The 26476-nt window shown below is 68.7% G+C and carries 28 protein-coding genes; 12 read left to right on the forward strand and 16 right to left on the reverse strand.

The window, feature by feature from the left end:
• Positions 1-214: 214 nt before the first annotated feature.
• Entirely contained in the window at positions 215-1966 is a 1752-nt protein-coding gene (locus ABIC25_RS04505) for a cutinase family protein (protein ID WP_354560156.1), read from the forward strand.
• 128 nt (positions 1967-2094) lie between these two features.
• On the forward strand, positions 2095-3372 hold the full coding sequence (locus tag ABIC25_RS04510; RefSeq protein WP_101819266.1) for an MFS transporter: 1278 nt from the start codon (positions 2095-2097) through the stop codon (positions 3370-3372).
• 75 nt (positions 3373-3447) lie between these two features.
• On the opposite strand, the gene bfr is transcribed toward ABIC25_RS04510, so the two are convergent.
• Together bfr and ABIC25_RS04520 are read right to left on the reverse strand one after the other, a co-directional pair.
• Positions 3448-3933, reverse strand: a complete 486-nt coding sequence (gene bfr, locus ABIC25_RS04515) for a bacterioferritin (RefSeq protein ID WP_004021693.1) — start codon at positions 3931-3933, stop codon at positions 3448-3450.
• Positions 3934-4033: 100 nt separating this feature from the next.
• The gene (locus ABIC25_RS04520; protein WP_010841902.1) at positions 4034-4216 is read right to left on the reverse strand and encodes a (2Fe-2S)-binding protein; all 183 of its coding nucleotides are present in this window, start codon (positions 4214-4216) and stop codon (positions 4034-4036) included.
• A 146-nt stretch (positions 4217-4362) separates the two neighbouring features.
• Here ABIC25_RS04520 and ABIC25_RS04525 point away from each other — a divergent pair, with 146 nt between their 5' ends.
• The 3 genes from ABIC25_RS04525 (at position 4363) to ABIC25_RS04535 (ending at position 7492) form a co-directional block, all read left to right on the forward strand.
• Positions 4363-5214, forward strand: coding sequence for an exodeoxyribonuclease III (locus tag ABIC25_RS04525; protein ID WP_101819086.1), 852 nt, complete (start codon positions 4363-4365; stop codon positions 5212-5214).
• Positions 5215-5237: 23 nt separating this feature from the next.
• Positions 5238-6293 (forward strand): tryptophan--tRNA ligase, encoded by a 1056-nt coding sequence (gene trpS / locus ABIC25_RS04530; protein ID WP_033203737.1) that lies wholly within the window; start codon positions 5238-5240, stop codon positions 6291-6293.
• A gap of 77 nt (positions 6294-6370) precedes the next feature.
• Positions 6371-7492, forward strand: coding sequence for a YhjD/YihY/BrkB family envelope integrity protein (locus tag ABIC25_RS04535; protein ID WP_354560158.1), 1122 nt, complete (start codon positions 6371-6373; stop codon positions 7490-7492).
• Between the two features lie 43 nt (positions 7493-7535).
• Here the strand turns inward: ABIC25_RS04535 and ABIC25_RS04540 are convergent, their stop codons facing one another.
• The 4 genes from ABIC25_RS04540 to ABIC25_RS04555 all read right to left on the reverse strand — a co-directional run bounded on the left by ABIC25_RS04540 (position 7536) and on the right by ABIC25_RS04555 (position 11418).
• Positions 7536-8843: a D-alanyl-D-alanine carboxypeptidase family protein gene (locus tag ABIC25_RS04540; RefSeq protein WP_354560160.1), complete on the reverse strand. Its 1308-nt coding sequence runs from the start codon at positions 8841-8843 to the stop codon at positions 7536-7538.
• A gap of 10 nt (positions 8844-8853) precedes the next feature.
• Complete coding sequence (locus ABIC25_RS04545) at positions 8854-9630, reverse strand: type 1 glutamine amidotransferase (protein WP_354560162.1); 777 nt, start codon at positions 9628-9630, stop codon at positions 8854-8856.
• 88 nt (positions 9631-9718) lie between these two features.
• Positions 9719-10117 (reverse strand): hypothetical protein, encoded by a 399-nt coding sequence (locus tag ABIC25_RS04550; protein ID WP_239400467.1) that lies wholly within the window; start codon positions 10115-10117, stop codon positions 9719-9721.
• A 116-nt stretch (positions 10118-10233) separates the two neighbouring features.
• Positions 10234-11418 (reverse strand): cytochrome P450, encoded by a 1185-nt coding sequence (locus ABIC25_RS04555; RefSeq protein WP_354560164.1) that lies wholly within the window; start codon positions 11416-11418, stop codon positions 10234-10236.
• A 162-nt stretch (positions 11419-11580) separates the two neighbouring features.
• On the opposite strand from ABIC25_RS04555, the gene ABIC25_RS04560 reads away from it, so the two are divergent.
• A complete protein-coding gene (locus ABIC25_RS04560) occupies positions 11581-12135 on the forward strand; it encodes a TetR/AcrR family transcriptional regulator (protein ID WP_354560166.1) in 555 nt (184 codons plus the stop codon).
• Positions 12136-12221: 86 nt separating this feature from the next.
• Here ABIC25_RS04560 and ABIC25_RS04565 read toward each other — a convergent pair whose 3' ends face one another.
• From ABIC25_RS04565 to sdhC, 4 genes are read right to left on the reverse strand one after another with little or no spacing between them, the layout of a single operon-like run.
• Positions 12222-13010, reverse strand: a complete 789-nt coding sequence (locus ABIC25_RS04565) for a succinate dehydrogenase iron-sulfur subunit (protein WP_004021684.1) — start codon at positions 13008-13010, stop codon at positions 12222-12224.
• Positions 13010-14764 carry a succinate dehydrogenase flavoprotein subunit gene (sdhA, locus tag ABIC25_RS04570; RefSeq protein ID WP_004021683.1) on the reverse strand — a complete coding sequence of 585 codons (1755 nt, stop codon included), beginning with the start codon at positions 14762-14764 and terminating at the stop codon, positions 13010-13012. Before sdhA ends, ABIC25_RS04565 begins: the two co-directional genes overlap by 1 nt.
• A 14-nt stretch (positions 14765-14778) precedes the next feature.
• On the reverse strand, positions 14779-15234 hold the full coding sequence (locus tag ABIC25_RS04575) for a succinate dehydrogenase hydrophobic membrane anchor subunit (protein ID WP_004021682.1): 456 nt from the start codon (positions 15232-15234) through the stop codon (positions 14779-14781).
• A gap of 12 nt (positions 15235-15246) precedes the next feature.
• Positions 15247-15651 (reverse strand): succinate dehydrogenase, cytochrome b556 subunit, encoded by a 405-nt coding sequence (gene sdhC, locus ABIC25_RS04580; protein WP_004021681.1) that lies wholly within the window; start codon positions 15649-15651, stop codon positions 15247-15249.
• A 224-nt stretch (positions 15652-15875) separates the two neighbouring features.
• Here sdhC and ABIC25_RS04585 point away from each other — a divergent pair, with 224 nt between their 5' ends.
• Genes ABIC25_RS04585 through ABIC25_RS04595 form a run of 3 tightly spaced genes read left to right on the forward strand, consistent with a single transcriptional unit; the run spans position 15876 to position 18741 of the window.
• Positions 15876-16280 (forward strand): cytidine deaminase, encoded by a 405-nt coding sequence (locus ABIC25_RS04585; RefSeq protein ID WP_354560168.1) that lies wholly within the window; start codon positions 15876-15878, stop codon positions 16278-16280.
• A complete protein-coding gene (locus ABIC25_RS04590; protein WP_354560170.1) occupies positions 16277-17614 on the forward strand; it encodes a thymidine phosphorylase in 1338 nt (445 codons plus the stop codon). Before ABIC25_RS04585 ends, ABIC25_RS04590 begins: the two co-directional genes overlap by 4 nt.
• Positions 17611-18741 (forward strand): adenosine deaminase, encoded by a 1131-nt coding sequence (locus tag ABIC25_RS04595; protein WP_354560172.1) that lies wholly within the window; start codon positions 17611-17613, stop codon positions 18739-18741. Before ABIC25_RS04590 ends, ABIC25_RS04595 begins: the two co-directional genes overlap by 4 nt.
• Positions 18742-18783: 42 nt before the next feature.
• On the opposite strand, the gene ABIC25_RS04600 is transcribed toward ABIC25_RS04595, so the two are convergent.
• The 3 genes from ABIC25_RS04600 to ABIC25_RS04610 all read right to left on the reverse strand — a co-directional run bounded on the left by ABIC25_RS04600 (position 18784) and on the right by ABIC25_RS04610 (position 21498).
• Positions 18784-20076: a SatS C-terminal domain-containing protein gene (locus ABIC25_RS04600; RefSeq protein ID WP_064571601.1), complete on the reverse strand. Its 1293-nt coding sequence runs from the start codon at positions 20074-20076 to the stop codon at positions 18784-18786.
• A 124-nt stretch (positions 20077-20200) separates the two neighbouring features.
• A complete protein-coding gene (locus tag ABIC25_RS04605; protein WP_354560173.1) occupies positions 20201-21157 on the reverse strand; it encodes a C40 family peptidase in 957 nt (318 codons plus the stop codon).
• Positions 21154-21498 (reverse strand): type VII secretion target, encoded by a 345-nt coding sequence (locus tag ABIC25_RS04610; RefSeq protein ID WP_354560175.1) that lies wholly within the window; start codon positions 21496-21498, stop codon positions 21154-21156. The genes ABIC25_RS04605 and ABIC25_RS04610 overlap by 4 nt, the downstream gene beginning before the upstream one ends.
• Positions 21499-21647: 149 nt before the next feature.
• On the opposite strand from ABIC25_RS04610, the gene upp reads away from it, so the two are divergent.
• Positions 21648-22277: a uracil phosphoribosyltransferase gene (upp, locus tag ABIC25_RS04615; RefSeq protein ID WP_064571599.1), complete on the forward strand. Its 630-nt coding sequence runs from the start codon at positions 21648-21650 to the stop codon at positions 22275-22277.
• Positions 22278-22297: 20 nt separating this feature from the next.
• On the opposite strand, the gene ABIC25_RS04620 is transcribed toward upp, so the two are convergent.
• Together ABIC25_RS04620 and ABIC25_RS04625 are read right to left on the reverse strand one after the other, a co-directional pair.
• Positions 22298-22957, reverse strand: a complete 660-nt coding sequence (locus ABIC25_RS04620; RefSeq protein ID WP_354560177.1) for a hypothetical protein — start codon at positions 22955-22957, stop codon at positions 22298-22300.
• Between the two features lie 39 nt (positions 22958-22996).
• Complete coding sequence (locus ABIC25_RS04625) at positions 22997-23800, reverse strand: purine-nucleoside phosphorylase (protein WP_101819078.1); 804 nt, start codon at positions 23798-23800, stop codon at positions 22997-22999.
• A 102-nt stretch (positions 23801-23902) separates the two neighbouring features.
• On the opposite strand from ABIC25_RS04625, the gene ABIC25_RS04630 reads away from it, so the two are divergent.
• Positions 23903-24601 carry an enoyl-CoA hydratase/isomerase family protein gene (locus ABIC25_RS04630; RefSeq protein WP_354560178.1) on the forward strand — a complete coding sequence of 233 codons (699 nt, stop codon included), beginning with the start codon at positions 23903-23905 and terminating at the stop codon, positions 24599-24601.
• Positions 24601-25800: an amidohydrolase gene (locus tag ABIC25_RS04635; RefSeq protein WP_354560180.1), complete on the forward strand. Its 1200-nt coding sequence runs from the start codon at positions 24601-24603 to the stop codon at positions 25798-25800. The genes ABIC25_RS04630 and ABIC25_RS04635 overlap by 1 nt, the downstream gene beginning before the upstream one ends.
• 11 nt (positions 25801-25811) lie before the next feature.
• Here ABIC25_RS04635 and ABIC25_RS04640 read toward each other — a convergent pair whose 3' ends face one another.
• Positions 25812-26291 (reverse strand): gamma-glutamylcyclotransferase family protein, encoded by a 480-nt coding sequence (locus ABIC25_RS04640; RefSeq protein ID WP_004021668.1) that lies wholly within the window; start codon positions 26289-26291, stop codon positions 25812-25814.
• Between the last annotated feature and the right edge of the window lie 185 nt (positions 26292-26476).

The raw sequence follows: 26476 nt of genomic DNA on the forward strand, positions 1-26476 counted from the left end.
GCGTCCAACACTTTCCAAGCGCGGTCCGAAGGTGGCATGAGCTGTCCTCCGACCGAGTGAAATCACGTGTGGTCAGATGTATCGTGCCAGGTCACGGTCGTTAGCGTCCCTCAGCGTGCTGTCGGTTTCACCGTCGCGGATCTAGCGTTCGGACCAGCCCCGGCTGCGTCGGAGGATTCCGATCGGGTGGTCCGGGTTCGCACAGGAGCGCCCCATGGCCGCGATCGCTCGTCTCCGAACCCGACGGACCTCGCTCACGATCGCCGCTCTGACCGCCCTGGCGGTCGCGGCAGCTCTCAGCCTGTCCGGGGCCCCTCCCGCGACGGCCGCCGAATGCAGCGACTCGGGCGCGGTCATCATCGTGGCCGGGACCAACGACCCGGAGAGCGCCCATCTCGTCGGTGTGAAGCAGCGCTACACCGGCAAGGTGCCGACGGTGCAGAACGGCGAGGTGGTCATCGAGGACGACCCGGGGAGTCCCTATCTCGCCGCGCCCAAGGACGTGATCCACGTCGACTACCCGACCACGCTCTGGCCACTCGGTGCCGCCGGATACGACGACAGCACCGGACAGGGCAGGAGTGCGACGGCGTCGGCGATCGCCGGCTATCAGCAACGATGCGGAGCAGGCGCCGATATCGTGGTCGCAGGCTATTCGCAGGGTGCCCGTGTCGCCGGGGACGTACTCGCCGACATCGGGAACGGTCGCAACGTCGAGCAGGTCGTCGCGACCGACGAGAACGGCGACGTCATGCTCGACGAGCAGGGCAATCCGGTTCTGGTGGACATCGTGACGGGGAACGTCTCCGGCGAGCTGTACGCGGATCCCCGCCGCTCCGGCGACAAGACCGGCCGCGGTATCGAGTTGTCGTTGATCGGGATCATCCCGGGTCTGACGATGGCAGGGGCACGAGGTGCGTCCGAGACCGACGGCGGGTTCGGAGACCTCGAGGGCCGGGTGGTGTCGGTCTGCATCGATGGCGATCCCATCTGTGACCTGCCGGATCCGATCCACGACCCGATCGGCGCGATCGACGGCCTGCTCGGCTACTTCACCAAGCACAACCTCTATCCGTTCCAGATGTATCGGGATCCGCGCACATCGACGTGGAACGACGGGCGGACCGTTCGCTGCGATCCGGGGACCGCGGTGTGCGTGGTCACCGCCGATTCCGCATTCGCCGAACTCGTTCAGGGGTGGGCGCGCGATCTGGGGTTTTCCGGCGACATCGGGGACTTCTTGTCCGGTCGTCCGACGATCGACCTGCCGTACGGCATCGAACTCGCGAACCTGCAGCCGGTGATCCGGCTCGTGCAGGACCTCCTGCCCCCGCTGCCGAAGCTCGGGTATGGCGCCTATCTGCCGGATCTGTTCGTCTTCGAGGACATCCTGCAGGGGATCCTGACGCTGTCGCCGGCGAGATTCGTCGACGGGGCCACCGCCCTTGCCGCGAGCCTCCGCAGCATCGTCCTGCTCCCGGTGAACTTCGTGCGGTACTGGGCGGGAACGATCGTCGGACCGGTGGCGCCACAGGCCGGCACCGTCACGGTTCTCGCGGCGGATGCGTCGAGTCTGCGGTCGTCGACGTTCTCGAGGCTCGCGACCGCAAGCGGTGACGCCATCGAACCGGTTCGGGTCGAACCGGCCACCGGATCCGACGACTCGGTGGTGCCGTCACCGGCCCCGGCCGACCCGACCGCCGACACTCCCGGGGGACCCGCCGGCACCGACGACGCGAGCGGTGTCGAGGCGCCCGACGAGGATCCCGCCCCGGCGCCCGTCCGCGACGAGGTCCCGGCCGCCACCGATCCGTCGTCGGGCGAGCTGTCCGGGGACGAACCGGCCGGGGAGGAACCGGCGGGGGAGGAACCGGCGGGGGACGAGCCGCCCGGAGACGACCCCGAGGCGGCCGACACGGCCCCGGCGGGAGACGGGTCCGGGGGCGGCGCCGAGGCCGGCAGCTGATCCGGGGCGCACGGTCGCGGCGCCCGACCGCGACCCGGCCGATGCGATGACCGCGCGGGCAGGGGGGTGTGAATGAACTCACCGCCGGGTCCGGAATCAGGGCCTCCCGGACACGGTTGGCATCAACCGTGTCTGACGCTCTTTCCACCACCGATGCCCCGGCCGACGTCTCGCTGACGGATCGGCTCGCCGCTCCGGAGGTCCACCGTCCCGAGGGGGCCGTCTCGGTCGGCGTGTCCCGCCGGGTACGTCGCTGGACGATTCTCGCCCTCGCGCTCGGCGGTTTCGGGATCGGTACGACCGAGTTCGTCGCGATGGGTCTGCTGCCCAACATCGCCGGCTCGCTCGGAGTGTCCGAACCGACTGCCGGACATGTCATCTCGGCGTACGCGATGGGTGTGGTGGTGGGGGCTCCGCTGATCGCGGCGCTCACCGCGAGGATGTCTCGACGCACGTTGCTCATCGGTTTGATGGTGGCGTTCACCGTGGGCAACCTGGCCACGGTTCTCGCGCCGGACTACGGGCTGCTGCTGGTGGCGAGGTTCGTGGCCGGTCTGCCGCACGGCGCCTACTTCGGCGTCGCGGCGCTGGTCGCCGCTCACCTCGCGGGCCCGCGGAATCGCGCCAAGGCCGTGGGGCAGGTGATGCTCGGTCTGTCGGTTGCCAACGTGTTCGGCGTGCCGGCCGCCGCCTGGCTCGGGGAGACCTTCGGCTGGCGGTCGGCGTTCGCGATCGTCGTCGTCATCGGGGTCGCCACCGTCATCGCACTGATGCGCGCCCTTCCGGCGCTCACCGGGATGAAGACCACCGATCCGCTCACCGAGCTCGGTGCACTCAAGCGGTCCCAGGTCTGGTTCACCCTCGTCATCGGGACCGTCGGATTCGGCGGGATGTTCGCGTTCTACACGTATCTGAACTCGGCGTTGACCACTGACACCGGGCTGTCGGTGTCGGTCGTGCCCTTCGCGCTCATGCTGTACGGACTGGGCATGGTGACCGGCAACTTCGTCGGCGGCTACATCGCCGACCGCAGCGTGTCGGTGGCGATCCTCGGTGGCCTCGCCGCCAGCGCCCTATCGCTCGGCGCGTTCGCGGTGCTGGCTGAGAACGCCTGGGCAGCGCTGTTTCTCACGTACATGGTGGCGCTCACCGGTACGGCGATGCTGCCCGCGCTGCAGACCAGGCTGATGGATGTGGCTGCTGACGCGCAGACCCTGGCCGCCGCGTTGAACCATTCGGCACTCAACATCGCCAACGCGGCCGGCGCGCTGCTCGGTGGTGTGGTGGTCAGCGCAGGCTACGGGTATCTCGCACCGTCGGTCGTCGGGGTGTTGCTCGCGCTGGCCGGCATCGCGGTCACCGTGGTGGCCCTTGCGACGTCGCGGCGCCGGCCGGTCGGATCCTGACCGAGCGAAGTCCTCTGTTCGACGACGAGGGCCGACCGGAGAGTTCCGGTCGGCCCTCGTCGTCGAACGCGTGGGTCAGCTGTTGGTCGGCGGTGTGGCGATGGTCTTCGAGAGATAGAGCTGCTCGCCGAGTTTGTTGATCAGCTCGAGCTGGGTTTCGAGGTAGTCGATGTGTTCTTCCTCGTCGGCGAGGATCTGCTCCAGGAGGTTCGCACTCGTGATGTCACCCTTGGACCGGCACAACGCGATTCCGGGGCGGAGTCGTTCCACGACCTCGACCTCGATCGCCATATCCGATTCGAACTGCTCGCGGATCGACTGTCCGATGCGCAGCGGCAGCAGGCGCTGGTAGTTGGGGAGGGCATCGAGGAACAGGATTCGATCGGTCAGGATCTCGGCGTGCGTCATCTCTTCGATCGACTCGGCCCGGGTCTTGGCCGCGATCTCGGTCAGCCCCCAGCTCTGCTGCATCTTCGCATGCAGGAAGTACTGGTTGATCGCCGTGAGCTCACTGGTGAGCTGTTCGTTGAGCAGTTCGATGACCTCGTCGTCGCCACGCATGTGTCAGCCTCCGGTTCGCCGTGAATGTCCGGTCGAACCGTAACACGACAAAACCCCCCGCGCGTCGTGTCGCGCGAGGTTCGTCGGGTCGGCTGTCAGGTCATGCAGCGGTCGTCGCGGTTGACGCCCTTTCGCTCAGGATGTCGTGCAGTTGGTCCAGGCAGGTTCCGCAGCCTTCGCCCGCGCCGCATCGGTCGCTGATCGCATCGACGGTGTACGCACCTGCGTCGCAGTGTGCGTGGACCTCGTCGACCGTCACGGCGCGGCATATGCAAACGAACATCTTCGGACTCACCTTCGTGCCTGGATTAGGCAATGCTTACATATCTTAGGGTGTCCGCACAAGGGTTGCCTTACCTCTATCTGGCCGTGTGCGCCGCGGCCACGGCCGGCCGGGGCTGTCCGACCCGGTCCGTAGGATGTGGCCCCGTGCCACTCACGATCTCCACGGTGAACGTCAACGGAATCCGCGCAGCGGTGAAACATCGGTCGGAGGCCAACCGCGGCTTCCTGCCCTGGCTCGATCAGGCCGGACTGGAAGGGTCCGGGTTGGACGTGGTCCTGCTGCAGGAGGTCCGGGCCAGTGCGGAACTCGCCCGCGACGCCCTGGCGCCGGCGTTGGCCGAGGGCTGGCATCTCACGATGAGCGAGTCGGCCGTGAAGGGCCACGCGGGCGTCGGCGTGCTCACCCGGGGGGAGCCCGCCGCGGTGCGGGTCGGGTTCGGGAGCGCCGAGTTCGACGAACTCGGGCGTTATGTCGAGGTCGACCTCGACACCGATCTGGGGCCGTTGACCGCCGCGAGCCTGTACCTCCCCAAGGGGGCCGCGCTCTCCGACGCCGAGAAGGACATCGCCAAACATGACGAGAAGGTCCGGTTCATGGCCGAGTTCGGCGACCATCTCGGCCGGCTCGTCCGTCGTCGCCGGCATGTCGTCGTCGGTGGCGACTGGAACATCGCGCCCGCCGAGGCGGACATCAAGAACTGGAAGGGCAATCTGAAGAGCCCCGGTTTCCTGCCACATGAGCGTGCGTGGGTGGCCGATCTGCTGGCGGCCGGGTGGCGCGACGTCATGCGCGAGCTGTTCCCCGACGACGCCGGTCCCTACTCCTGGTGGTCGTGGCGCGGAAAAGCCTTCGACAACGACTCCGGGTGGCGTATCGACTACCAGCTCACCAACAAGATGCTGGCCGGCCGCGCGACCAAGGCCGAGGTCGCACGTGCCGCGGCATACGACCTCCGCTGGTCCGACCATGCGCCGGTCACCGTGCGGTACGAGTGACGGGATCTGACAAACTGGGCGTCATGACCAGCGACGCAGAGCGCACCGGAGACCCGTCGGCCGGTGCGGTGCCGACCCGCCCGCGTGTGCTGTCGGGCATCCAGCCGACCAGCGATTCCTTCCACCTCGGGAACTATCTCGGCGCCGTCCGGCAGTGGGTGGCGTTGCAGGACGATTTCGACGCGTTCTACTTCATCCCCGACATGCACGCGCTGACCGTGCCGTTCGAGCCGAAGGTCCTGGCCGACCGCACCCGTCTGAGCGTTGCCCAGTTGCTCGCCGTCGGCGTGGACCCCGAGCGTTCCACCATCTACGTCCAGTCCCACATCCCCGAGATCGCACAGCTGACGTGGGTCCTGTCGTGCATCACCGGCTTCGGCGAGGCGAGCCGGATGACCCAGTTCAAGGACAAGTCGGCGAAGCAGGGCGTCGACGCGGCGGGTGTCGGCCTGTTCACCTATCCCATCCTGATGGCCGCCGACATCCTGGCGTTCGGAGTCGACCGGGTGCCCGTCGGGGAGGATCAGCGGCAGCACCTCGAACTCACCCGCGATCTCGCGCAACGCTTCAACTCCCGCTTCGGCAAGGTGCTCAAGGTGCCGCAGGCGCACATCGTCTCCGAATTCGCCAAGATCTACGACCTGCAGAACCCGACCGCCAAGATGAGCAAGTCCGCCGAGACCGACAAGGGTCTGATCAACCTGCTCGACGACCCCAAGCGTTCGGCGAAGAAGATCCGCTCCGCCGTCACCGACACCGGATCGGAGATCCGGTTCGATGTCGCCGAGAAGCCGGGCGTCTCCAACCTCCTGACCATCCAGTCGGCGTTGTCCGGCGTCGGCGTCGACGATCTGGTCGCCAAGTACGAGGGCAAGGGTTACGGCGATCTGAAGGTCGACACCGCGGAGGTGCTCGCCGAGTTCGTGACCCCGCTACGGGGGCGCGTCGACGAATACCTGTCGGACCCGGCCGAACTCGACGCCGTCCTGGCCCGGGGCGCGGCCCGCGCTCGGACCGTCGCCTCCGAGACGCTGGCATCTGTCTATGACAAGGTGGGGTTCCTGGCGCCTGGCCGGTGACACCGGACCCGCAGGACGCCCGTACCGGGACCGAACAGGGACGGCCGGTCCCCGCGCTCCGACCAGGAAGGCCATTCATGACCTCCGCGCCAGACCCGGCGAAATCACCGGTGGACACCGCGAAATCGCCGGTGGACACTGCGAAGTCGGCGGTGGACACCGGGAAGTCGACCGTCGACAAGGGCAAGGCGGCCTTCGCGGCGGCGCGAGAGAAGTGGCCCGCCGTCGAGCATCTGGTGCAGACCGTCGAGCGCTACAACGATCGGCGCGGCAACGTGTACGCCGCAGCCATCAGCTTCAACGGCATCCTCGCGCTCGTCCCGATCATCATGGTGGTGTTCTCGGTGGCGGCCTTCGTGCTCGCCAATCAGCCCCAGTTGCTGGAGGACCTGCAGAAGGCCATCGTCGAAGCCGCGCCGGGCAAGATGGGTGAGCAACTCAGTGAGGTCATCGACTCCGCGATCTCCTCGCGCGCCGCGGTCGGGATCGTCGGGCTGATCGGTGCCGCGTTCACCGGGATCGGGTGGATCTCCGGCGTCCGGGTGGCCTTCACCGAGATGTACGGAGGCCGCGTCGACCGCAACCCCGTGCTGTCGAAGGTGTGGGACCTCCTCACGTTCGCGTTGCTGGGTATCGCCTTCGCTGTGACGATGGCGCTGACGACCCTCGGCAACAGCGGCCTCACCACCACGATGCTCTCCTGGGTCGGACTCGACGACGCGTCGTGGGCCCCGGTCGTGGTGCGGGCGGTCGCCATCCTCGTGTCCGTCGTCGCCAGCTGGCTGCTCTTCACCTTCGTGCTCGCGCGGCTTCCGTTGGTGCCCTTGCCCATGACACACGCGATGAAGGCCGGCTTGATCATCGCGATCGCCTTCGAGCTGATGAAATCGCTTGGTGGACTGTACCTTCAGTCGGTCCTCAGTTCCCCGGCCGGGGTTGCGTTCGGCCCGATCCTCGGTGTCTTCGTCTTCGCGTATCTGGCGTCGCGGATCGTCCTGTACGCCACCGCCTGGTGTGCGACCGACCCCATCAACAGCTCGTATCAGGTGGTCGAGGAGCCCGACGCGGAACTCCGGCGGCCGGTGGTGATCTCGCCGACCGTCGAGGTGAACCCGGCGCCCCGGGCCGGTGCGCTCGCGGCCGCCGCCGGTGTGGGCGCGGCAGTCGCCGCGCTCGTCGGAGTCCTCCGGCGACGCTGACACCCGGTCCGGGCCGGTCCGAGCCGGGATCTCGTGCAGAGAGTCAGCGCCGGCCGGCGAGTCGCAGGCCGAGCAGCAGCAGGATCACCGCCACGAGCGCGGCCACGAGTCCGATCAGAACCTGGACGGAAGTGGACGACGCTCGATCGGAACCCGTTGCCGTGGCTCGCTTCTCGGTCTGTGGGTCAGGCGGTGACGACGACGCCCCGTCCGGTGACGACGTCCGCTCCGGCGACGACGGTTCGACGAGGTGGCCCACGGAGATGGTGGGGTCGGTCCGGAATCCGTAGTCGAACATCGACGCGGCCTGATCCCAATACAGGTCGCCGTCGAGGGACAGGCCGAACATCTGCACGATGACCACCGTCCGGCCGTCCCGTTCGGCGGCTCCGACGAACGTCTTGCGCGCGTCGTCGGTGTAACCGGTCTTGCCGCCGATGATCCCCGGATAACCGTCGAGGAGAGGGCGATTGGTGCTGTACATGTCGTAGGCCGGGTGATCCTTGTCGCCCGGCACGTCGGGGCGCCGCGGATATCCCGGAAAGCGGTAGGTGCGCAGCGTGATCATCTCGCGGAACGTCGGTTCGGCCAGTGCGGCGCGGAAGAACAGCGCCAGGTCGTAGGGTGACGACGACATCCCGGCGGCGTCGAGGCCGGACGGGCTCGCCGCTCGCGTGTCCTGCGCGCCGAGCAGTGCCGCCCGATCGTTCATCTTCTCCAGAGCCGCGTCGACGCCGCCGAGCTGACGCGCGAGGGCGTGCGCGCAGTCGTTTCCCGACACCAGCAACAGGCCCGTGAGCAGATCGCGCACGGTGTAGACGCCCCCGGGCCCCATACCGCAGGAGTCGCCCTCGGCGGTCCAGTCCTCGGGGGTCGGTTCGACGCGTGCGGCGAGGTCGAGTTCGTCGAGGACGACGAGGGCGAGCAGCACCTTGATCGTCGATGCCGGCCGGTAACGGCCGTGGGGGTCCTTGGCGGCGATGACCCGCCCGGACCCGAGGTCGGCGATCAACCAGCCGGCCGAGGTCAGGCGCGGCGGAACAGGTCCCGCGGCGGGATCGGCGACGACGCCGCAGCCGGCGAGTTCGTCACCGCCGACGGCCGGCGACGGAACCGGCAGGGGAGTGGGGGTCGGCGAACCGGGCGCGACGACCTCGGATTCGTCGACGGCGGGCGGCGTCGCGACCTTGTGTGGGCAGTGTTCGGTGGCCGGAGTGGTGATGGCCGGTGGCGGCGGGGCCGGCAGCGGGACGGCGACCGCGGGCTCGGTACCGACGACCAGGCCCACGAGCCCGAAGGTGAGCACGGCGACGAGAGCGCACGCGGTACGACGAGTCCACGTCGAGGTCATCGGCCGCACGTTACCAGCGGGAGAGCCCGTTGCCGACGACCTCGTGCAGCCATCGCCGCATCACCGCATCCGCCATCGGTGCGGTCACGCTCTCGGTGGCCGCCGCGTCGGCGGCGAACCGATCGGTGGCGGGTTCGCCGAGTACCTCGACCACCGAGGACCGCGAATCCGGATGTGACAGCCAGTCGCCGACGAGCTCGCCGCCGGCCTCGAGGTGGAACTGCACGCCGTAGCAGTTGTCCACGCGGAACAGCTGAGCGACGCAGGTTTCCGACGATGCGAGCAGTGTCGCCCCGGGCGGCAGGGTGAAGGTGTCGAAATGCCACTGCACGGTGTCGATCTCGCGAGGTGTGGGTGCCGTGACCGCGCCGCCCCACACCGGATCGGCCATACCCGCGTCGTTCAGGATCACGCGGTGCACGCCGAGTTCCGGTGCGTCAGCGGTGGACACCTCGCCGCCGAGCGCCGCGGCCAGCATCTGCGCACCCAGGCAGACGCCCCAGATGGGCATTCCCCGGTCCCGGGCTCGACGCAACAGGTCGAGTTCGTCGCCGATCCATGGGATACGGCCCGCGTCACCCACGCCCATCGCGCCGCCCAGAACGACGATGGCGTCGAAACACGTCAGATCGACCGACGCGGACTCGCGCCAGATCCGTAGCGTGGTCGTCTCGGTGGTGTCGTACAACGCGGGCCCGTATGCGCCCGGCGGCTCGGACTCCGCATGCCGGATCTCCAAGACCCGCAGCCGCTCCGGCGGGTCGATCCGCTCTGTTCTGGTGCTCATGACGAGAGCAAGCGTACGGCCGCGGCGGCCATTCCTCTCGTCGACGCGGTCGGGAGTGGATCGAGCCGGGGGGTGCACAGCGCCGGGATCAACCGGTGCGACACGAGCTCGTGGGGCGCGGGCCGTCTGCGGTGTGGTCGGCGACGTGCTCGCCGTCGATCCGGATCTCGCATCGGGAGAGGCGACCGCCGGACTGGAACAGGGCGTCGACCGGCACATCGCCCGCGGCTCTCGTGTACACCAGGGACGCCGTCCAGTTGCCCTCCGAATCCCGTTGCAGAAGTGGGACATCGGACTGTGTCCGCAGTCGGCCGTCCGCGTCGGTCCAGGCAACGGCGCCGTTGTGCTGCTGGTCGGAGGTCAGGATGATCGTGATCCGTTGGGTGTCGGTGGTGGGTGCTGCCGCGGCCGGGGTGAAGACCAGAAGGCAGGCGAGCACACTCACCGCGAACGTCAACAGCAGCCGAAACAACAGGGCGCGGGCCATGGGGAACTCCGTTCGATGTGCGAGAGCCGATCCGGCGACCGTCCGGTCGTCCTCGGTCTCTCTTCGACGTATCGAGCGCCGGATCGGTTCCCTCGGAGTGCGGGCCTGTCCCTGCGTCAGGTGGTGACCGTCAGCGGCAGCGTGGTGAAACGGCGGACGAGAACCCCCGGCTCCCAGAGCGTCTGCCCCAGATCGATGCGGAAGGTCGAGGTGGAAGTCAGCAGATGCTCTGTCGCGAGTCGCGCCTGGAGCCGCGCCAGTGCGGCCCCGACACACAGATGCAGACCCTTGCCGAATGCGAGGTGCGACCTCCGGGCCGCCGGATCGAGGTCGATCGCAGCGGGGTCGTCGAAATGGGCCGGGTCGCGGTTGGCTGCACCCCACATCAGGAAGACGTGCGAACCGGCCGGAAGCCGCGTGTTGCCGAGCGTGGTGTCGGCGACGACGTGCCGGAAGTGGCCACGGAACGGGGTCTCGAGTCGCAGGGCCTCCTCCACGAACACCGGGATGAGTTCGGGGTCCCGGCGCAGACGATCGACGACCTCGGGATGACGGTCCAAGAGCCAGACGACACTGTTGAGCAGACTCGTGGTGGACTCGGCGCCCGCGGCGACCAACTGGAACAGGATCATCACGGCCGACTCGTGGTCGAGGCCACCCGCCGCGACGCGGGCGGCCACCTCGGCCAACGCAGTCCCGCTCGCTCCGCTCCCGGCGCCGGTCAACGCCGCTGACAGATACCCCGTCAGCTCGCCGACCGCCGCGGTCGCCGTCGTCAGCTGCTCCGGCGTGATGACGCCGTCGATCAGGACATTGGTCGCGATCGCCCACCGGGTGAGTACGGCACGGTCGTCGGCCGGGAATCCGAGCAGCTCGCACGCGACCGCCATCGGAATCCGTTGTGCCACAGCGCTCACCCAGTCGATCCGACCGTCGTGCAGATTCGCGCTCCAGGATCGCTCGAGGTGCCCGCGGATGGTCGGCTCCAGCTCACGGATCCGGGCCGGCGAGACCGACGTCATCGCGAGCTTGCGATGATCCCGGTGGCGGGCACCGTCGGCGGTCGCGAGGACGTGCATCGCATCGCCCAGACCCGCGACCGGGAACTCCGAGACCGAGCCGTCGCCGTGCCACACCATCGTGGCGGTCAGGTTCGACGAGAAGTCCTCCGGGCGGCGGACCGCGTCGGCGATGAGATCCCAGGAGCCGACGGCGAAGAACGAGGAGTCGCCGATGCGCTGTACCGGGGAGTCGGTGTGAAGGCGCGAGTAGAAGGTCGTGGGGTCCTCGGTGGTGTCCATGACACCAGAGTCGACGGCGGCGGACGCGGTGGCACGCGATTCCGGAAAGAGGAGATCGGTGGGATCGACTGGCACGCGGTAGCGTCTCACCGTAGCGTCGTGACCAGCGGGTGACGGACACCCATAGGGTGCGATCCGTCTCATGGTGAGAATGGAGGGCTCGTGGCCCAGGACTGGCTGGTCGGTGGAGAACGGCGGGACGCCGCCCGCGAACGGCTCGTCGCGCACGCCGCGGCTCTCATCGCCCGGCGCGGACTCGACGCGTTCGATCTCGACGAGCTCGGTCGCCGGGCGCACTGTTCGAGGGCGACGATCTACCGGCACGCCGGCGGGCGGGCCGCGGTGATCGAGTCGGTTCTGGCCACCACCTCGGCGCCGGTGCTGTCGGCGATCCGGGCCTCGATCGCGGACCTCACGGGACCCGAACGTGCCCGGACGGCGATCATCGAGACCTTGCGGGCCCTGCGGGGGGACCGGGTCATCCGGCAGTTCCTCCGGCCGGACAACCTGATCGACGCGACGCCGACGGTCCTGTCGTCTCCCGCGGTGCACGCGGTGGCCGCCGATCTGGTCGGCGTCGATCCCGACGACCCCGCGGATGCGCGGTTCCTCATCCGTTCGGTGCTGGCAATGTTGCTGTGGCCCGCCGAGCCGGACGAGGAGGCGCGCAGCGCGGAATCCATTGTCGCCGGCCTTTTCCGCCCGGAAGCACCTTGAGCACCACCTCGACCGTCACCGACGACGACGGCCCGCACCCCTGAGGGTGCGGGCCGTTGCCGGGCTGCAGAGAGAGTTCGAAAGGGTCAGCGGGAGAACATGAGCGCGCGCTTGACCTCCGAGATCGCCTGGGTGACCTGGATGCCACGCGGGCAGGCGTCGGTGCAGTTGAAGGTCGTGCGGCAGCGCCACACACCGTCGACGTCGTTGAGGATGTCGAGACGCTCGACGGCACCCTCGTCACGGCTGTCGAAGATGAACCGGTGCGCGTTGACGATCGCGGCCGGGCCGAAGTAGGAGCCCTCGGTCCAGAACACCGGACAGCTCGTCGTACAGCAGGCACACAGGATGCACTTGGTGGTGTCGTCGAAACGGGCGCGGTCGGCCTGGCTCTGGATGCGCTCACGGGTCGGCTCGTTACCCGAGGTGATCAGGAACGGCTTGATCGCGCGGAACGCGTCGAAGAACGGCTCCATGTCGACGACGAGATCCTTCTCCACCGGCAGGCCGCGGATCGGCTCGATGGTGATGGTGATCTCCTTGGACTTGTCCTTGGGGAGCATGTCCTTCATCAGGAGCTTGCAGGCGAGACGGTTGACGCCGTTGATCCGCATCGCGTCCGAGCCGCACACACCGTGGGCGCAGCTCCGACGGAACGTGAGTGTCCCGTCGAGGTAGCCCTTCACGTAGAGGAGCAGGTTGAGCAGACGGTCGGTCGGCAGCGCCGGGACGCGGAAGCTCTCGAAGCCCTGTGCGTCGGGGTTCTCCGGGTTGAAGCGGAAGATCTTGAGCGTCACCATGGTGGCCTCGTCGGGCACCGGTGGCAACGGCGGCTCGTCGGAGGACGGCGCGGGCTTGTCCAGAACAGATGTCATCAGTACTTACGCTCCATCGGCTCGTAGCGGGTTTCCACGACCGGCTTGTACTCCAACTCGATGTCCGAAAGGAGATCGGTGCCCTTCTTGTAGGCCATGGTGTGCCGCTTGTAGTTGACGTCGTCACGATCCGGGTAGTCCTCGCGGGCGTGGCCGCCGCGCGATTCCTTGCGGTTCAGGGCTCCCGCCACGGTCACCTCGGCCATCTCCAGCAGGAAGCCGAGTTCGATGGCCTCGAGGAGATCGCTGTTGAACCGCTTGCCCTTGTCATGGACACGGATGTGGGCGTAGCGCTCCTTGAACCCGTGGATGTCGGTCAGGGCCTGCTTGAGGGTCTCTTCGGTGCGGAACACCGAGGCGTTGGCGTCCATCGACGCCTGCAGTTCGGTGCGGATGTCCGCGACGCGTTCGTGGCCGTGATCGCTGAGCAGCAGTTCGAGCCACGAATCGACCATCTCGGTGGGCGTTTCGGGGAGTTCGGCGAACTCGGCCGAGTTCGCGTAGTCCGCCGCGGCGATGCCCGCCCGGCGTCCGAAGACGTTGATGTCGAGCAGCGAGTTGGTGCCCAGGCGGTTGGCCCCGTGGACCGACACGCACGCGCACTCGCCCGCGGCGTACAGGCCGTGCACGACCTCGTCGTTGTTCCGCAGCACCTGGCCGTTGATGTTCGTCGGGATGCCGCCCATGACGTAGTGACACGTCGGGAACACCGGCACGTATTCGGTGACGGGATCGACGCCGAGATACGTGCGCGCGAACTCGGTGATGTCGGGGAGCTTCTCGTTGAGGACGTCCTCGCCGAGGTGGGTCACGTCGATGTAGACGTAGTCCTTGTTCGGCCCGGCGCCGCGACCCTCGAGCACCTCGAGCACCATCGAACGGGCGACGATGTCGCGCGGCGCGAGGTCCTTGATGGTCGGGGCGTAACGCTCCATGAAGCGCTCGCCGTCGGCGTTGCGCAGGATGCCGCCCTCGCCGCGGACCGCCTCGGAGATCAGGATGCCGAGACCCGCCAGACCCGTCGGATGGAACTGGTGGAACTCCATGTCCTCGAGGGGGAGGCCCTTGCGGAAGATGATGCCCATGCCGTCGCCGGTCAGCGTGTGCGCGTTGGACGTCGTCTTGTACATGCGGCCCGAGCCGCCGGTGGCGAAGACGATCGACTTGGCGTGGAACACGTGGATCTCGCCGGTCGCGAGTTCGTAGGCGACGACGCCGGTCGCGACCTGCTCGCCCTTCTCGTTCTCGGTGAGGCAGATGTCGAGGGCGTAGAACTCGTTGAAGAACTCGACGTCGTGCTTGACGCAGTTCTGGTACAGCGTCTGCAGGATCATGTGGCCGGTGCGGTCGGCCGCGTAGCAGGCACGCCGGACCGGCGACTTGCCGTGGTCGCGGGTGTGGCCGCCGAAGCGCCGCTGGTCGATCTTGCCCTCGGGCGTCCGGTTGAAGGGCAGCCCCATCTTCTCGAGATCGAGCACCGCGTCGATGGCCTCCTTGGCCATGATCTCGACGGCGTCCTGATCGGCGAGGTAGTCACCACCCTTGACCGTGTCGAAGGTGTGCCACTCCCAGTTGTCTTCCTCGACGTTGGCGAGTGCCGCACACATGCCGCCCTGGGCCGCGCCGGTGTGGCTGCGGGTCGGGTACAGCTTGGTCAGCACCGCGGTGCGGGCACGAGGGGCGGCTTCGATCGCCGCGCGCATGCCTGCGCCGCCGGCGCCCACGATGACGACGTCGTAGCGGTGTTCCTGCATGTTCTAGGTCTCCTCTAGCCGACGCTGTTGACGTCGAAGGTCAGGAGGGCGTAGGTGCCCATCGTGAGGACGAGGATCATCGACACGGCGAGCAGCACGTTCAGCCAGAAACGGGTCGAGTCCTTGCGGGAGTAGTCGGCGATGACGGTGCGCACACCGTTGCCGCCGTGCAGCTGGGCCAGCCACAGCATGGTGAGGTCCCAGATCTGCCAGAAGGGCGAGCTCCAGCGTGCCGCGACAAACGAGGCGTCGATGCGATGCACGCCGCCGTCCCACGCCAGCATGATGAACATGTGGCCGATCGTCAGGACGACGAGCAGCAGACCCGAGAACCGCATGAACAGCCACGCGTTCTTCTCGAAGTTGCCGCCCTTGGGCTTGCGGGGCGAGCGCGGGTTGTCCAGGCTCGCGGGACGGTCGTGTTGCGTGCCGAGGGTCTTGGCGACACCGGTGGCTTCCGAGGTGGTCATCTCTGGTGTCTCCTACAGGTGGCTGAACAGGATCTGCAGCAGGCGGACCGTGCCGGCACCGAAGACGATGACGAACAGGGTCATGGCCACCCACAGCATCTGTCGCTGGTACTTGGGTCCCTTGGACCAGAAGTCCACGAGGATCAGGCGCACACCGTTGAAGGCGTGGAACAGGACGCAGGCGACCAGGGCGATCTCCATGAGGCCGATGATCGGCGTCTTGTAGGTCTCGATGATCGCGTCGTACTGGTTGGGATCGACGCGGATGACCGCGGTGTCCAGCACGTGGACGAACAGGAAGAAGAAGATCGTGACGCCGGTGATGCGGTGCAGGACCCACGACCACATGCCGGGATCGCCGCGATAAAGAGATCGTCTGCGCACCGGGTCGGGTGCGACTTCGGTCGAGGTGCTCATCGGGAAAGTGGCCTCCAACATCGTCGATGGACGCGTCGAATCGGCATGCTCCGACTCGACCATGGACCCATAGGAAGAGACTCTAAACCCATGCCCATTCCGGTGGTAAATTGCCCAAACCGATCTGAGCGACAAGACATTACGACTTAGGTTTGCCTTACCCAAGCTTTGCGGTGATGAAATCCGGATGAACGGTCGATGACGCCGTGCGACAGGAGATTCAGGTGGTTGCTGATATCGAGTGGGATGTGTTGCGGGACAAGGCGAAATCGATGATCGACCGGGCCTATGCGCCGTACTCCCGGTACCCGGTGGGCGCTGCCGGGATCACGGCCGAGGGTCGTGTCATCGCTGGTTGCAATGTGGAAAATGTCTCATATGGGCTGGGGATCTGCGCCGAGGTCGCGCTGGTCGCCGCCCTGGTGAACGGGGGCGACCGGGCGCTGCGGGCGGTCAGTGTCTGCGACGCCCGCGGAGTGGTCCTGATGCCCTGTGGCCGGTGCCGGCAGGTGCTGCTCGAGCACGGCGGTCGCGAGCTCCTCGTCGACCACCCGGCGAGGCCCCGGCCGCTCGCGGATCTGCTTCCCGACGCTTTCGGACCCGACGATCTCGACGCGGTCCGCTCATGACGGTCGAGGACCGGGAGATCATCCACGCGGTGTCGGTCATCGCCACCAAGCGGGGCGGGCGCGCTCTCAGCGACGCCCAGATCGCGTGGGTGGTCGACGGCTACACCCGAGGCGAGGTGGCGCCGGAGCAGATGTCGGCGCTGTTGATGGCGGTCTGTCTGCGCGGCATGGATCGCCGGGAGATCGCGTCCTGGACGCACGCGATGATCGACAGCGGACGCCGGCTGGATCTGTCCGGGCTGCAGCGGAACGGGAAGTCACTCGCCACCGTCGACAAGCACTCCACGGGTGGCGTCGGCGACAAGATCACCCTCCCGCTCACGCCGCTCGTCGCATCGTTCGGTGTCGCCGTGCCGCAGCTGTCCGGCCGCGGGCTCGGTCACACCGGCGGGACGCTCGACAAGCTGGAGTCGATCCCGGGATGGCGTGCCGAGGTGAGCACGGCCGGCATGCTCGACCAGCTGGAGCGGGTCGGCGCGGTCATCTGCGCCGCGGGTGCCGACCTGGCCCCGGCCGACCGCAAGCTCTATGCGCTCCGCGACGTCACCGGGACGGTCGAATCCATTCCGCTGCTGGCCTCGTCGATCATGAGCAAGAAGATCGCCGAAGGGACCGGCGCGCTGGTTCTCGACGTCAAGACCGGTTCGGGTGCGTTTCTGCCGGATGAGGACGACGCTCGCGAACTGGCGTCCACGATGGTCGAACTCGGCCACGACGCCGGTGTCGACACCCGCGCGCTGATCACCGACATGAGCACACCGCTCGGACTCGCGATCGGGAACGCCGTCGAGGTGGCCGAATCGGTGGAGGTGCTCGCAGGAGGCGGTCCGGCCGACGTCGTCGAGCTCACCCTCGCCCTCGCCCGGGAGATGCTCGACGCCGCGGGGCTCGTCGACGCCGATCCGGCAACTCATCTCGCCGACGGTCGGGCGATGGACACCTGGCGGGCGATGATCGCCGCACAGGGTGGAGATCCGGACGGGCCGCTACCGCAGGCACGACACCACGACACCGTCACCGCGTCGCGCGACGGCGTCGTCGCGCAGATGGATGCCCGGGCGGTCGGCGACGCCGCGTGGCGTCTGGGCGGCGGCAGATCGAAACCGGGGGAGGCGGTCGCGGCCGAGGCGGGAGTCATCATCCATGCGAAGCCGGGGGAGCGTGTTCGGGCGGGTCAACCCTTGTTCACCGTGCACACGCAGGATGAGGACCGGATCGCCGGTGCCCGCACGTCCCTGGCCGGGGCGACGACCATCGAGCCCGACGCCGCGGAACACGCGGTCGGCGCGGGCGCCCGGCCACTGATCATCGACCGCGTTAGGTTCACTCCATGACGACGCTGACCCCGGCGAACATCTCCCTCGCCCCGAAGGTGCTCCTGCACGACCACCTCGACGGCGGACTCCGGCCCGCGACGGTCCTCGAGCTGGCCCACGAGGTGGGTTACGACGGCTTGCCGCGGGACGAGAACGGTGCGCAGATCGACGATGCCGAGACGCTCGGGCGTTGGTTCCGCCGGGCCGCCGACAGCGGCTCGCTCGAGCGCTACCTCGAGACCTTCTCCCACACGGTCGCGGTGATGCAGACCGCTCCCGCTTTGGAGCGCGTGGCGCGGGAGTGCGTCGAGGATCTCGCCGACGACGGCGTCGTCTACGCCGAGGTCCGGTACGCGCCCGAACAGCATCTCGAGGGCGGGCTGGATCTCGACGAGGTCGTCGAGGCGGTGCTACGGGGGTTCGCCGAGGGTGAGGCGGCGGCGGCCGAGCGGGGTCGGAGCATCACCGTGCGCTGCCTGGTCACCGCGATGCGCCACGCGGCCCGGTCGCGGGAGATCGCCGAACTCGCGGTCCGCTACCGCGACCGGGGAGTCGTCGGTTTCGACATCGCGGGCGCCGAGGCCGGGCATCCGCCGACCCGTCACCTCGATGCGTTCGAGTACATGCGTGCCAACTGCGCGCCGTTCACGATCCATGCCGGCGAGGCTTTCGGGCTGCCGTCGATCCACGAGGCGATCGGCTTCTGTGGGACGGACCGGCTGGGCCACGGCGTCCGCGTCTTCGACGACATCGAACTGCCCACCGGGGTCGATCTCGCCGCCCACTCGTTCGCGGGTGCCCGGCTCGGACAGATCGCGAACATCGTGCGGGACAAGCGGATTCCGCTGGAGTTGTGCCCGAGTTCGAACGTCCAGACCGGCGCGGTCGGCTCCTTGTCCGAGCATCCGTTCAACGTGCTGGCCCGACTCCGGTTCCGCGTCACCGTCAACACCGACAACCGGTTGATGTCCGACACCACGATGAGCAGGGAATTCGGTCTGCTCGCCGATCAGTTCGGTTACGGCTGGGCCGACTTCGAGCGGTTCACGGTGAACGCGATGAAGTCGGCTTTCATCCACTTCGACGAGCGGTTGGCCTTCATCGACGATGTCATCAAGCCCGGCTACGCGGTGCTGCTCGGCTGAGCGCCACCCGGGCCGGCGTGCGATCGACCGCCGACGGGCCGGTCAGCCCTTCTTGGTGAGGCGGGCCTCGAAGTCGTGCTCGAGCGCGCGCCACGCCTCGGCCTCGTTGTCGAACGGGCCGCTGGGCGCCATCCGCTTGGGGTCGGGGTTGACCGTGTAGTCCACGAACCATCCCAGCGGGGTGGTGGTGCCCAGGGCCTCGGTGACCGTGTTGTCGCCGGCGTAGTCGGCTGCGTCGGTGAACAGTTCGACGGCGAGGTCGAGCTGGTCGCGATCCATGCGACGCGGGCCGTCGGCGATGTCGTCGGCCAGGCCGGGCAGCACGTACACGTTGTCGTCGATGACGTCGAATTCGAGAGAGCCGTCGGTCGCCTCGGTGCGGACCTCGTCGAAGGTCGACAGGTCGGCGAGGTCGTGCTCGTTCTCGTCGGCGAGGAATCGCGACAGCGAGCGCGCCGAGGTGAACACGAAGATCTTGCCCTTGCTCCCGAGGAAGACCGGATCGTCGCCGAGGTAGCAGCGGAGAGTGAGGTACTCGCCGGCGCTCGTGACGATCTTGACCGGGTCGATACCGACCGACGCCCAGAAATCGTCGTCGTCGTAGTCGTCCTCGTCGTCATGGTCGTCGTCGACGTGCTCGTCGTCCTCGGTGTCCACGGACTCGTCGTCGTCGGTGTCCGCGGCACCGACGATCTCGATGTCGTCGTCGGTGGGCTCGTCCTCGTCCTCTGCGGACGCGGCGGCCTCCAACTCGGCCTCAGCGGTTTCGACGGCCTTCGCATCGACCTTCGGGGTGCTGATGACCCCGTCGATGGCGTCGAGTACGTCGTCCCAGTGCTTGGCGATCAACCGGCCGATGCGGACCCAGAGGTCGGTGCCCTCGCGGCCGTCGAAGTTGCGCGTGCCGGTCGTGACGGCTCCGAGGATCGGGTTGCCGTTGAAGAACTTGGTGACCGGCGTCAGTTCGCAGACCTCGCCGAGGATGCGCACGATCTCGAGAGCGTCCTCGAGCTCGGCGATGACCTCCGGCGTCGGATCCTCGGCGGCGAGCTCGGGCACACCGACGAGGTCGTAGCTGTGACGCTCATCGGGGACCAGTTCCTCGGCCTGCACACCGACCACCGTCGACCAGGCGGGATGCTCGACGAGGTCGTTGTCCTCATTGGTCCGGATGAAGGCGGCGAGCTCGGCGACGCCGGGCAGTACGTACAGGTCCTCGTCGAGTCCGAGGAAGGCCTCCCACTCGTCATCGCCCTCACGCCAGCGGGGTGCCCACAGGGTGAAGCTGTTTCCGTCGGTGAGTCCGAGCTCAATCGGGACGATGTCTCCGGCCATGGGGACACAGCCTAGCGATCGTCGACGGCGAATCCAGTAGTGCCCCCACAGACGGTCGGTGGTGTGCCGACGACATTTCCGTGAACTCGGCGGGCCGGTGTCGGACATGAGCGGCCCCGGGTGCTCACCGCGGCCGGAAGAAGCCCTCGAACGCCTGGTCGAGGTTGGCGGTCCGCACCGGCGAGACGCCCACCGGGTCACCGGCTTCCACCATCTGACCGTTCCCGATGTACATGGCGACGTGCCCGGACCACACCGCGAGGTCCCCGGGTTGCAGTTGCGACTGCGAGACCTGGTGGCCTGCGGTGTCCTGGTCCTGGGCGAGGCGGGGGAGCTCGAGTCCGGCCTGACGATAGGCCCACTGGGTGAAGCCGCTGCAGTCGAATCCGTCCGGCGTGGTGCCGCCCCAGACGTAGGGGACCCCGCGTTGACTGAGCGCGGCCCGCACCGCGGTCGCCGCTCGTCGGTTCGGTGCGTAGGCGACCGAACCGTCGGGCAGCGTGATCGGTATGCCGCCCGAGGTCGGGCCCGCCGACGGTCGCTCGTTCCCGTGGGCGACGCCGGTCACCTCGGCGGGAGCCGTCCGCCGGGTCAGCGCGGCCAGCGCCTCGGTGTCCGAACCGAGCTCGGCGCGAGCGCGCGCCACGATCTGCACGCCCCGGCCGAGGTGCTCGACGGCGATGGGCAGAAGCGTGAGAAGCCCTGTCGGCCCGACCAGTCCGCCGCCGAGGTCGCGGACATGCCGTTCCAAAGAGTCCACCAGTCCGTTCAGTCCGGTCGACGCGGCGTGCACGGTGCGACTCGCGTCGTCGACGAGCCGGCCGAACTCGGCGGCGCAGTCGGTGAGTCCGCCGAGCTGCTGCTGGATCGCCACCGTCGCGTCCTCGGCACCCGTCGCACCCGCCCCGTCCCAGCGGGTGCGGACCGATTCGGTGGCGGACATCGATCGGCGGCGCACCGATTCGACGGCGGCCGCGTCCGTCCGGACCCGCTCGACGGGGTTGCCCGGTGCCAGGACGCCGGTGCCCAGCGCGGCGAGGAGCTGACGCAACGGCTCGATGAGGAGTTCGACGGCGATCACAGCGTCAGCTCACTGTGCGCCAAGACCCCGTCGGCAGCCGCGCAGTCGCAGTCGGCGTAGGACGCGGCTGCCGAACCCGTGGTGGACCCCACGCGCTCCTCACGCCTCGCCGCGGCCTCGAGACTCCGGCGATGCAGCTCGAGGAACTCGACGACGGCGGTGAGGAACTCGATTCCGATCAGTCCGAAGGTGATGGCGAGGTCCACCACGGCGGCCTCGTCGCTGCCGGCCTCGCCGTCGAGCATCCGGGCGTTGGTGCGGTGTACGTCGGAGAAATCGTGCAGCGCAGAGGGATCGGCCGACAGGCGGTTACCGGCCGAGAGACCTGGACGGGCAGGCATGGGATCGGGGAGCGAAGAGGACGGGCTCATGGGATTCAGACGCGGCGCGACCGAGATGGGTTCCATCGAATTTCGAGCGCATGACGACGGGTGGGCCGGACTCGCCCACGGGGGCACGCCGCCTCTGCGGAGGAAATAGGGTGGTGAGCATGGAGTCCTTGATCGTCGACCATCCCCTCGCGGCCGCACGGCTGACCACCATGCGCGACAAGACCACCGACAACGCCGGATTCCGGGCCGCGCTGTCCGACCTGACCCAGATGCTGATCTACGAGGCGCTCGCCGGCGCGCCCCGAGCCGATGTCGCGATCGACACACCGCTGACGGCGCACACGGGTTCGAGGCTGGCATCCCCGCCCCTGCTGGTGCCGGTGTTGCGTGCCGGACTCGGCATGGTGGAGCAGGCGCACGCGATGGTCCCCGAGGCGCATGTCGGTTTCGTCGGTCTGGCGCGCGACGAGGAGACCGCGCAACCGGTGCCCTACCTGGAGTCGCTGCCGGAGAACCTGGCGGGACGCCCGGTGTTCGTCCTCGATCCGATGCTCGCCACCGGTGGTTCGATGCTGCACACGATCGAACTCCTGGTGGCCCGCAATGCCACCGACATCACTGCGGTGTGCGTTGTCGCCGCCCCGGAAGGTGTTGCCGCGCTGAAGGAATCGGGGCATCCGTGCCGGCTCGTGGTGGCCGCGGTCGATGACGGTCTCAACGAGGTCAACTACATCGTGCCGGGCCTCGGCGACGCCGGGGACCGTCAGTTCGGTCCGCGCTACTCCTAGCGGTCCGACGACGCCGAGCCTCAACCGGGCAGCGACCAGTAGGCCAGCATCGGCTCCTCGGCCAGGACGGTCCCGCCCTCGACGATGGTGAGGCTCGTCGGCGAGACGAGGTAGCGGACCGCGCCGTTGCGGGCTTCGAAGGTGTCGCCGGTGCGGGTCGGGAACTGCACCTCGATCCCGCCTTCGGGTGCGAGACCCTTGTAGTACCAGCGCCCGGTCTGGGTGCCGACCTGACAGATCACGACGCGCGACCGCGAGGTCTGCCCGACGACGACTGCGGGGTCGCCCGCGGCGTTGCAACGGGGGCCGGTCGTGAACCCCTGCCAATCCGCGCCCGAGACACCGGGGGTGGGCCGGTCGGGTGTCGACGACGTCGTGGTGGTCGTCGTGGGGGGCGTGGCGGTCGGTGTCGTCGTCTCGGCGGATCGGGTGACGGTGCTCGTGAAGGTCGAGGCGGACGGCTGTCCGCCGTCAGCGGTGTCGCGGTCGGCGGACTCGTCGTCCGCGGGGATCAACAGCAGCGCCGCGAGCACGCCCACGACCACCAGCAGCACACCCGCGCCGATCGCCACCAGCACCGCGGGCGACGACCACGGCGACCGGGGCGGCCCCGGGGGAACCGGGCCCGTTGGGTAACCGCCCTGGGGGTAACCGCCGGGACCGGTCGGTGGATAGCTCATGTCGCTCCTTCGGTTCGGCCGGCGGACATCGGTGCGGGTCTACAGTTCGCCGATGATCTGTGCCAGCAGCTCACCCATCCGGGTCGCCGACGCGCGTCCCACCTCGAGAACCTCGGCATGGCTCAGGTGTTCGCCGGTCATGCCGGCGGCGAGGTTGGTGACCAGCGAGATGCCGAGCACGTCGAGCCCGGCGGCCCGGGCGGCGATGGTCTCGTGCACGGTCGACATCCCGACCAGGTCGGCACCCATCGTCCGCAGCATCCGGATCTCGGCGGGGGTCTCGTAGTGCGGGCCGGGCAGTCCGGCGTAGACACCCTCGGCGAGCCCCGGGTCGATACCGCGCGCGATGTCCCGTAGGCGCGGCGAGTACGCGTCGACCAGGTCGACGAACCGAGCGCCCACCAGGGGGGAGCGGGCCGTGAGGTTCAGGTGGTCGGAGATGAGGACGGGTTGCCCGACCGACATGTCCGCGCGCAGGCCACCCGCCGCATTGGTGAGCACGACGGTGTGGACACCGGCTGCCGCGGCGGTGCGGACCGGGTGGACCACGCGGGCGAGGTCGTGTCCCTCATAGGCGTGAATCCGCCCCAGCATCAACAGGACCCGCCGATCACCGATCCGGACGGAGTGGACGACGCCGCCGTGGCCGGCGGCCGCGGGTGGGGCGAAACCGGGGATCGACGCCATCGGCAACGAGCGGATGGGCCTGCCGAAGGCCTCGGCCGCGGGGGACCAGCCCGATCCCAGGATGACGGCGACATCGTGTGCGGCGGCGTCGGTCTCGGCGGCGATCGTGGCCGCGGCGACGATGGCTGCGGCGTCTGCGTCGACGGTGGGGTCCATGCGCCAACCCTAAACCGTTCCGCAGCCCGCACGACCTCGTGACGGCGGTGCGCCGACCGATCGGGTCGGCGACGACGACACCGGGGGCGATAAGGTCGGGACATGCCATTTCTGAACGATGCCGGGGAGGTCGTCGAACTCCATCTCGGAGCGCGCGGTGAGGAGATCAGCGAGTCCAATCCGGAGAACCGGTTCCGGGTGGAATGGTTGGACGAGGTCGAGCGGCTGCTGGACGACGTCGTCGCCGCCCCGACGCGTCCGCTGGTGATCACCGCCACCGGGAAGTATTTCTCGAACGGACTGGACACCGATCACATCTTCGCCGCCCCCGATCAGCTGCCCGCCTACCTCGACCGTGTCCACGCGCTGTACGCGAAGGTCCTCACCCTGCCGGTCCCCACGGTCTGTGCCGTGAACGGGCACGCCTTCGGTGCGGGCGCCATGCTCGCGCTGTGCACCGACCACGTCCTCATGCGCACCGAGCGCGGATTCTGGTCGCTGCCCGAGGCCGCCCTCAGCATGCCCTTCACCCGCGGGATGGCCACCCTGCTGCGCACTCGCCTCACCGACCGCACCGCGACCGAGGCGATGTACACGAGCCGCCGATACGGTGCCGACGACGCGGTCGGCGCGGGCATCGTGGACGAGGCCGTCGGTGCCGAACACCTCACGGCCCGGGCCGCCGAGATCGCCGGCGCCCGCGCCGCGACCGTTGGCGCCAATCTCGCACTGATCAAACGCGGACTGCGCGCACCCCTGCTCGACGATCTCGCGCGTCCGACCCCGCCCGGGGTCTTCTGATGTCGGCCGCGGGAGCGGGTTTCGCCGCGGCGGGCGATCCCATCGACTCGTGGCTCGCCGAACACGGCACCGACCTCATCGCGTGGCGCCGCGAGATCCACGCGCATCCGGAGTTGTCCCGGCAGGAGGTGCGCACCACCGAGCTGGTGATGAGCGAACTCACCGCCGCCGGGCTCGACCCGCGTCGACTGCCGTTGGGTACCGGCGTCGTGTGCGACCTGGGACCCGCCGGTGAGCCTCGGATCGCCCTGCGCGCGGACATGGATGCTCTGCCGGTCACCGAACACACCGGACTGCCGTTCACCTCGTCGGTGGAGGGCGCGTCGCATTCGTGCGGGCACGATGCGCACACGGCCATCCTGATCGGCGTCGCGAAACTGCTCGCCGCGGCGCAACCGCTGCCCGTCGGTGTCCGGTTGATCTTCCAGGCGGCCGAGGAGGTCATGCCCGGTGGCGCCCTCGACGCCATCGAGGCCGGGGTCACCAGCGGTCTCGGCCGCATCTTCGCCCTTCACTGCGATCCGCGACTGCCGGTGGGCACGGTCGGGCTGCGGTCCGGCCCGTTGACCTCCGCGGCGGACCACATCGATCTGCAACTGCATTCCGCAGGCGGGCACACGTCACGCCCACATCTGACCGGGGACCTGATCTACGCGATGGGCACCGTGATCACCGGACTGCCCGGGGTGCTGTCGCGTCGCGTGGACCCGCGGTCGGGGACGGTGATGGTGTGGGGTGCGGCCAACGCCGGCAGTGCTGCCAACGCGATCCCGCAGGAGGGACGCATGCGCGGGACGGTCCGCACCGGTGACCACACCACCTGGGCCGAACTCGAACCGCTGGTACGCAGCGTCGTCGGTGAACTCCTGGCACCGCTCGGTGTCCGCTACGACCTCTCGTACTTCCGAGGCGTGCCGCCGGTCGTCAACGACGAGATCGCGGTCGCGATGTTCGAGCGTTCGGTCGCCGCGATCGGACCCAGGGCCATCGCGGACACGCCGCAGTCGCCCGGTGGGGAGGACTTCTCCTGGTATCTCGAACAGGTGCCCGGAGCGATGGCCCGCCTGGGCGTGTGGGACGGGTTCGGCCCGCAGGTCGATCTGCATGCGCCGAACTTCGACCTCGACGAGCGCGCCCTCGCGATCGGCGTCCGTGCACTCGCCGGGATCGTGCTGAACGCGACGAGCGCGGCCGGTTAGTCAGCCGTCGGCTACTCCGCGGGACCCGGGCCGGGACCGACGTTCCGCGACTCGCGCAGTCGCAGATCCTGCACGTATTCGGCGGGTGCACCCGCGATCTCGGCCGCCTCGGCCATGACGCCCAGATAGCGCGCCGAGGGAAGTCCGCCCTCGAATGCGTCGAGGACGTAGAGCCAGGCGAGGACCGGACCGTCCGCCGTGTCGACGCGGGCCCGGATCTTGCGGTGGATGCCGAGTTCGGAGCCCTCCCACCGGTCGAGGAGGTCCTCGTCCTCGGTGGTGACGTCGTAGAGAACCACGAACACCCGCGCGTCGGGATCGTCGCGGTCCTCGGTCACCGTGGCCAGCGACCCCTCCCAGCCGATGTCGCCGCCCCCGAAGGTCAGACGCCAGCCCCGAAGCCATCCGGTGCCCGACATCGGCGAGTGCGGCGCGCGCTCGGCCATCTGCTCGGGATGCATGTTGGATCCGTAGGCGGCATAGATGGGCACGGAAGGAGCCTAGATGGTCGTCGCCGAGTCCGGAAGGCGACACCGTCGCCCCGGCGGTGTGTGCGACCACGTTCACACCGCCGCACCCGCACGACTAGTTTGGTAGGCGGCGGACACGGGGTCGACCGTCTCGCCGACCCGAGGGAACGCACCACCCCGCGCTCCCCGTCGAGCTACAACACGCA

Source organism: Gordonia sp. PvP123 (genome assembly GCF_040547295.1).
GTDB classification, from domain to species: Bacteria; Actinomycetota; Actinomycetes; order Mycobacteriales; family Mycobacteriaceae; genus Gordonia; species Gordonia terrae.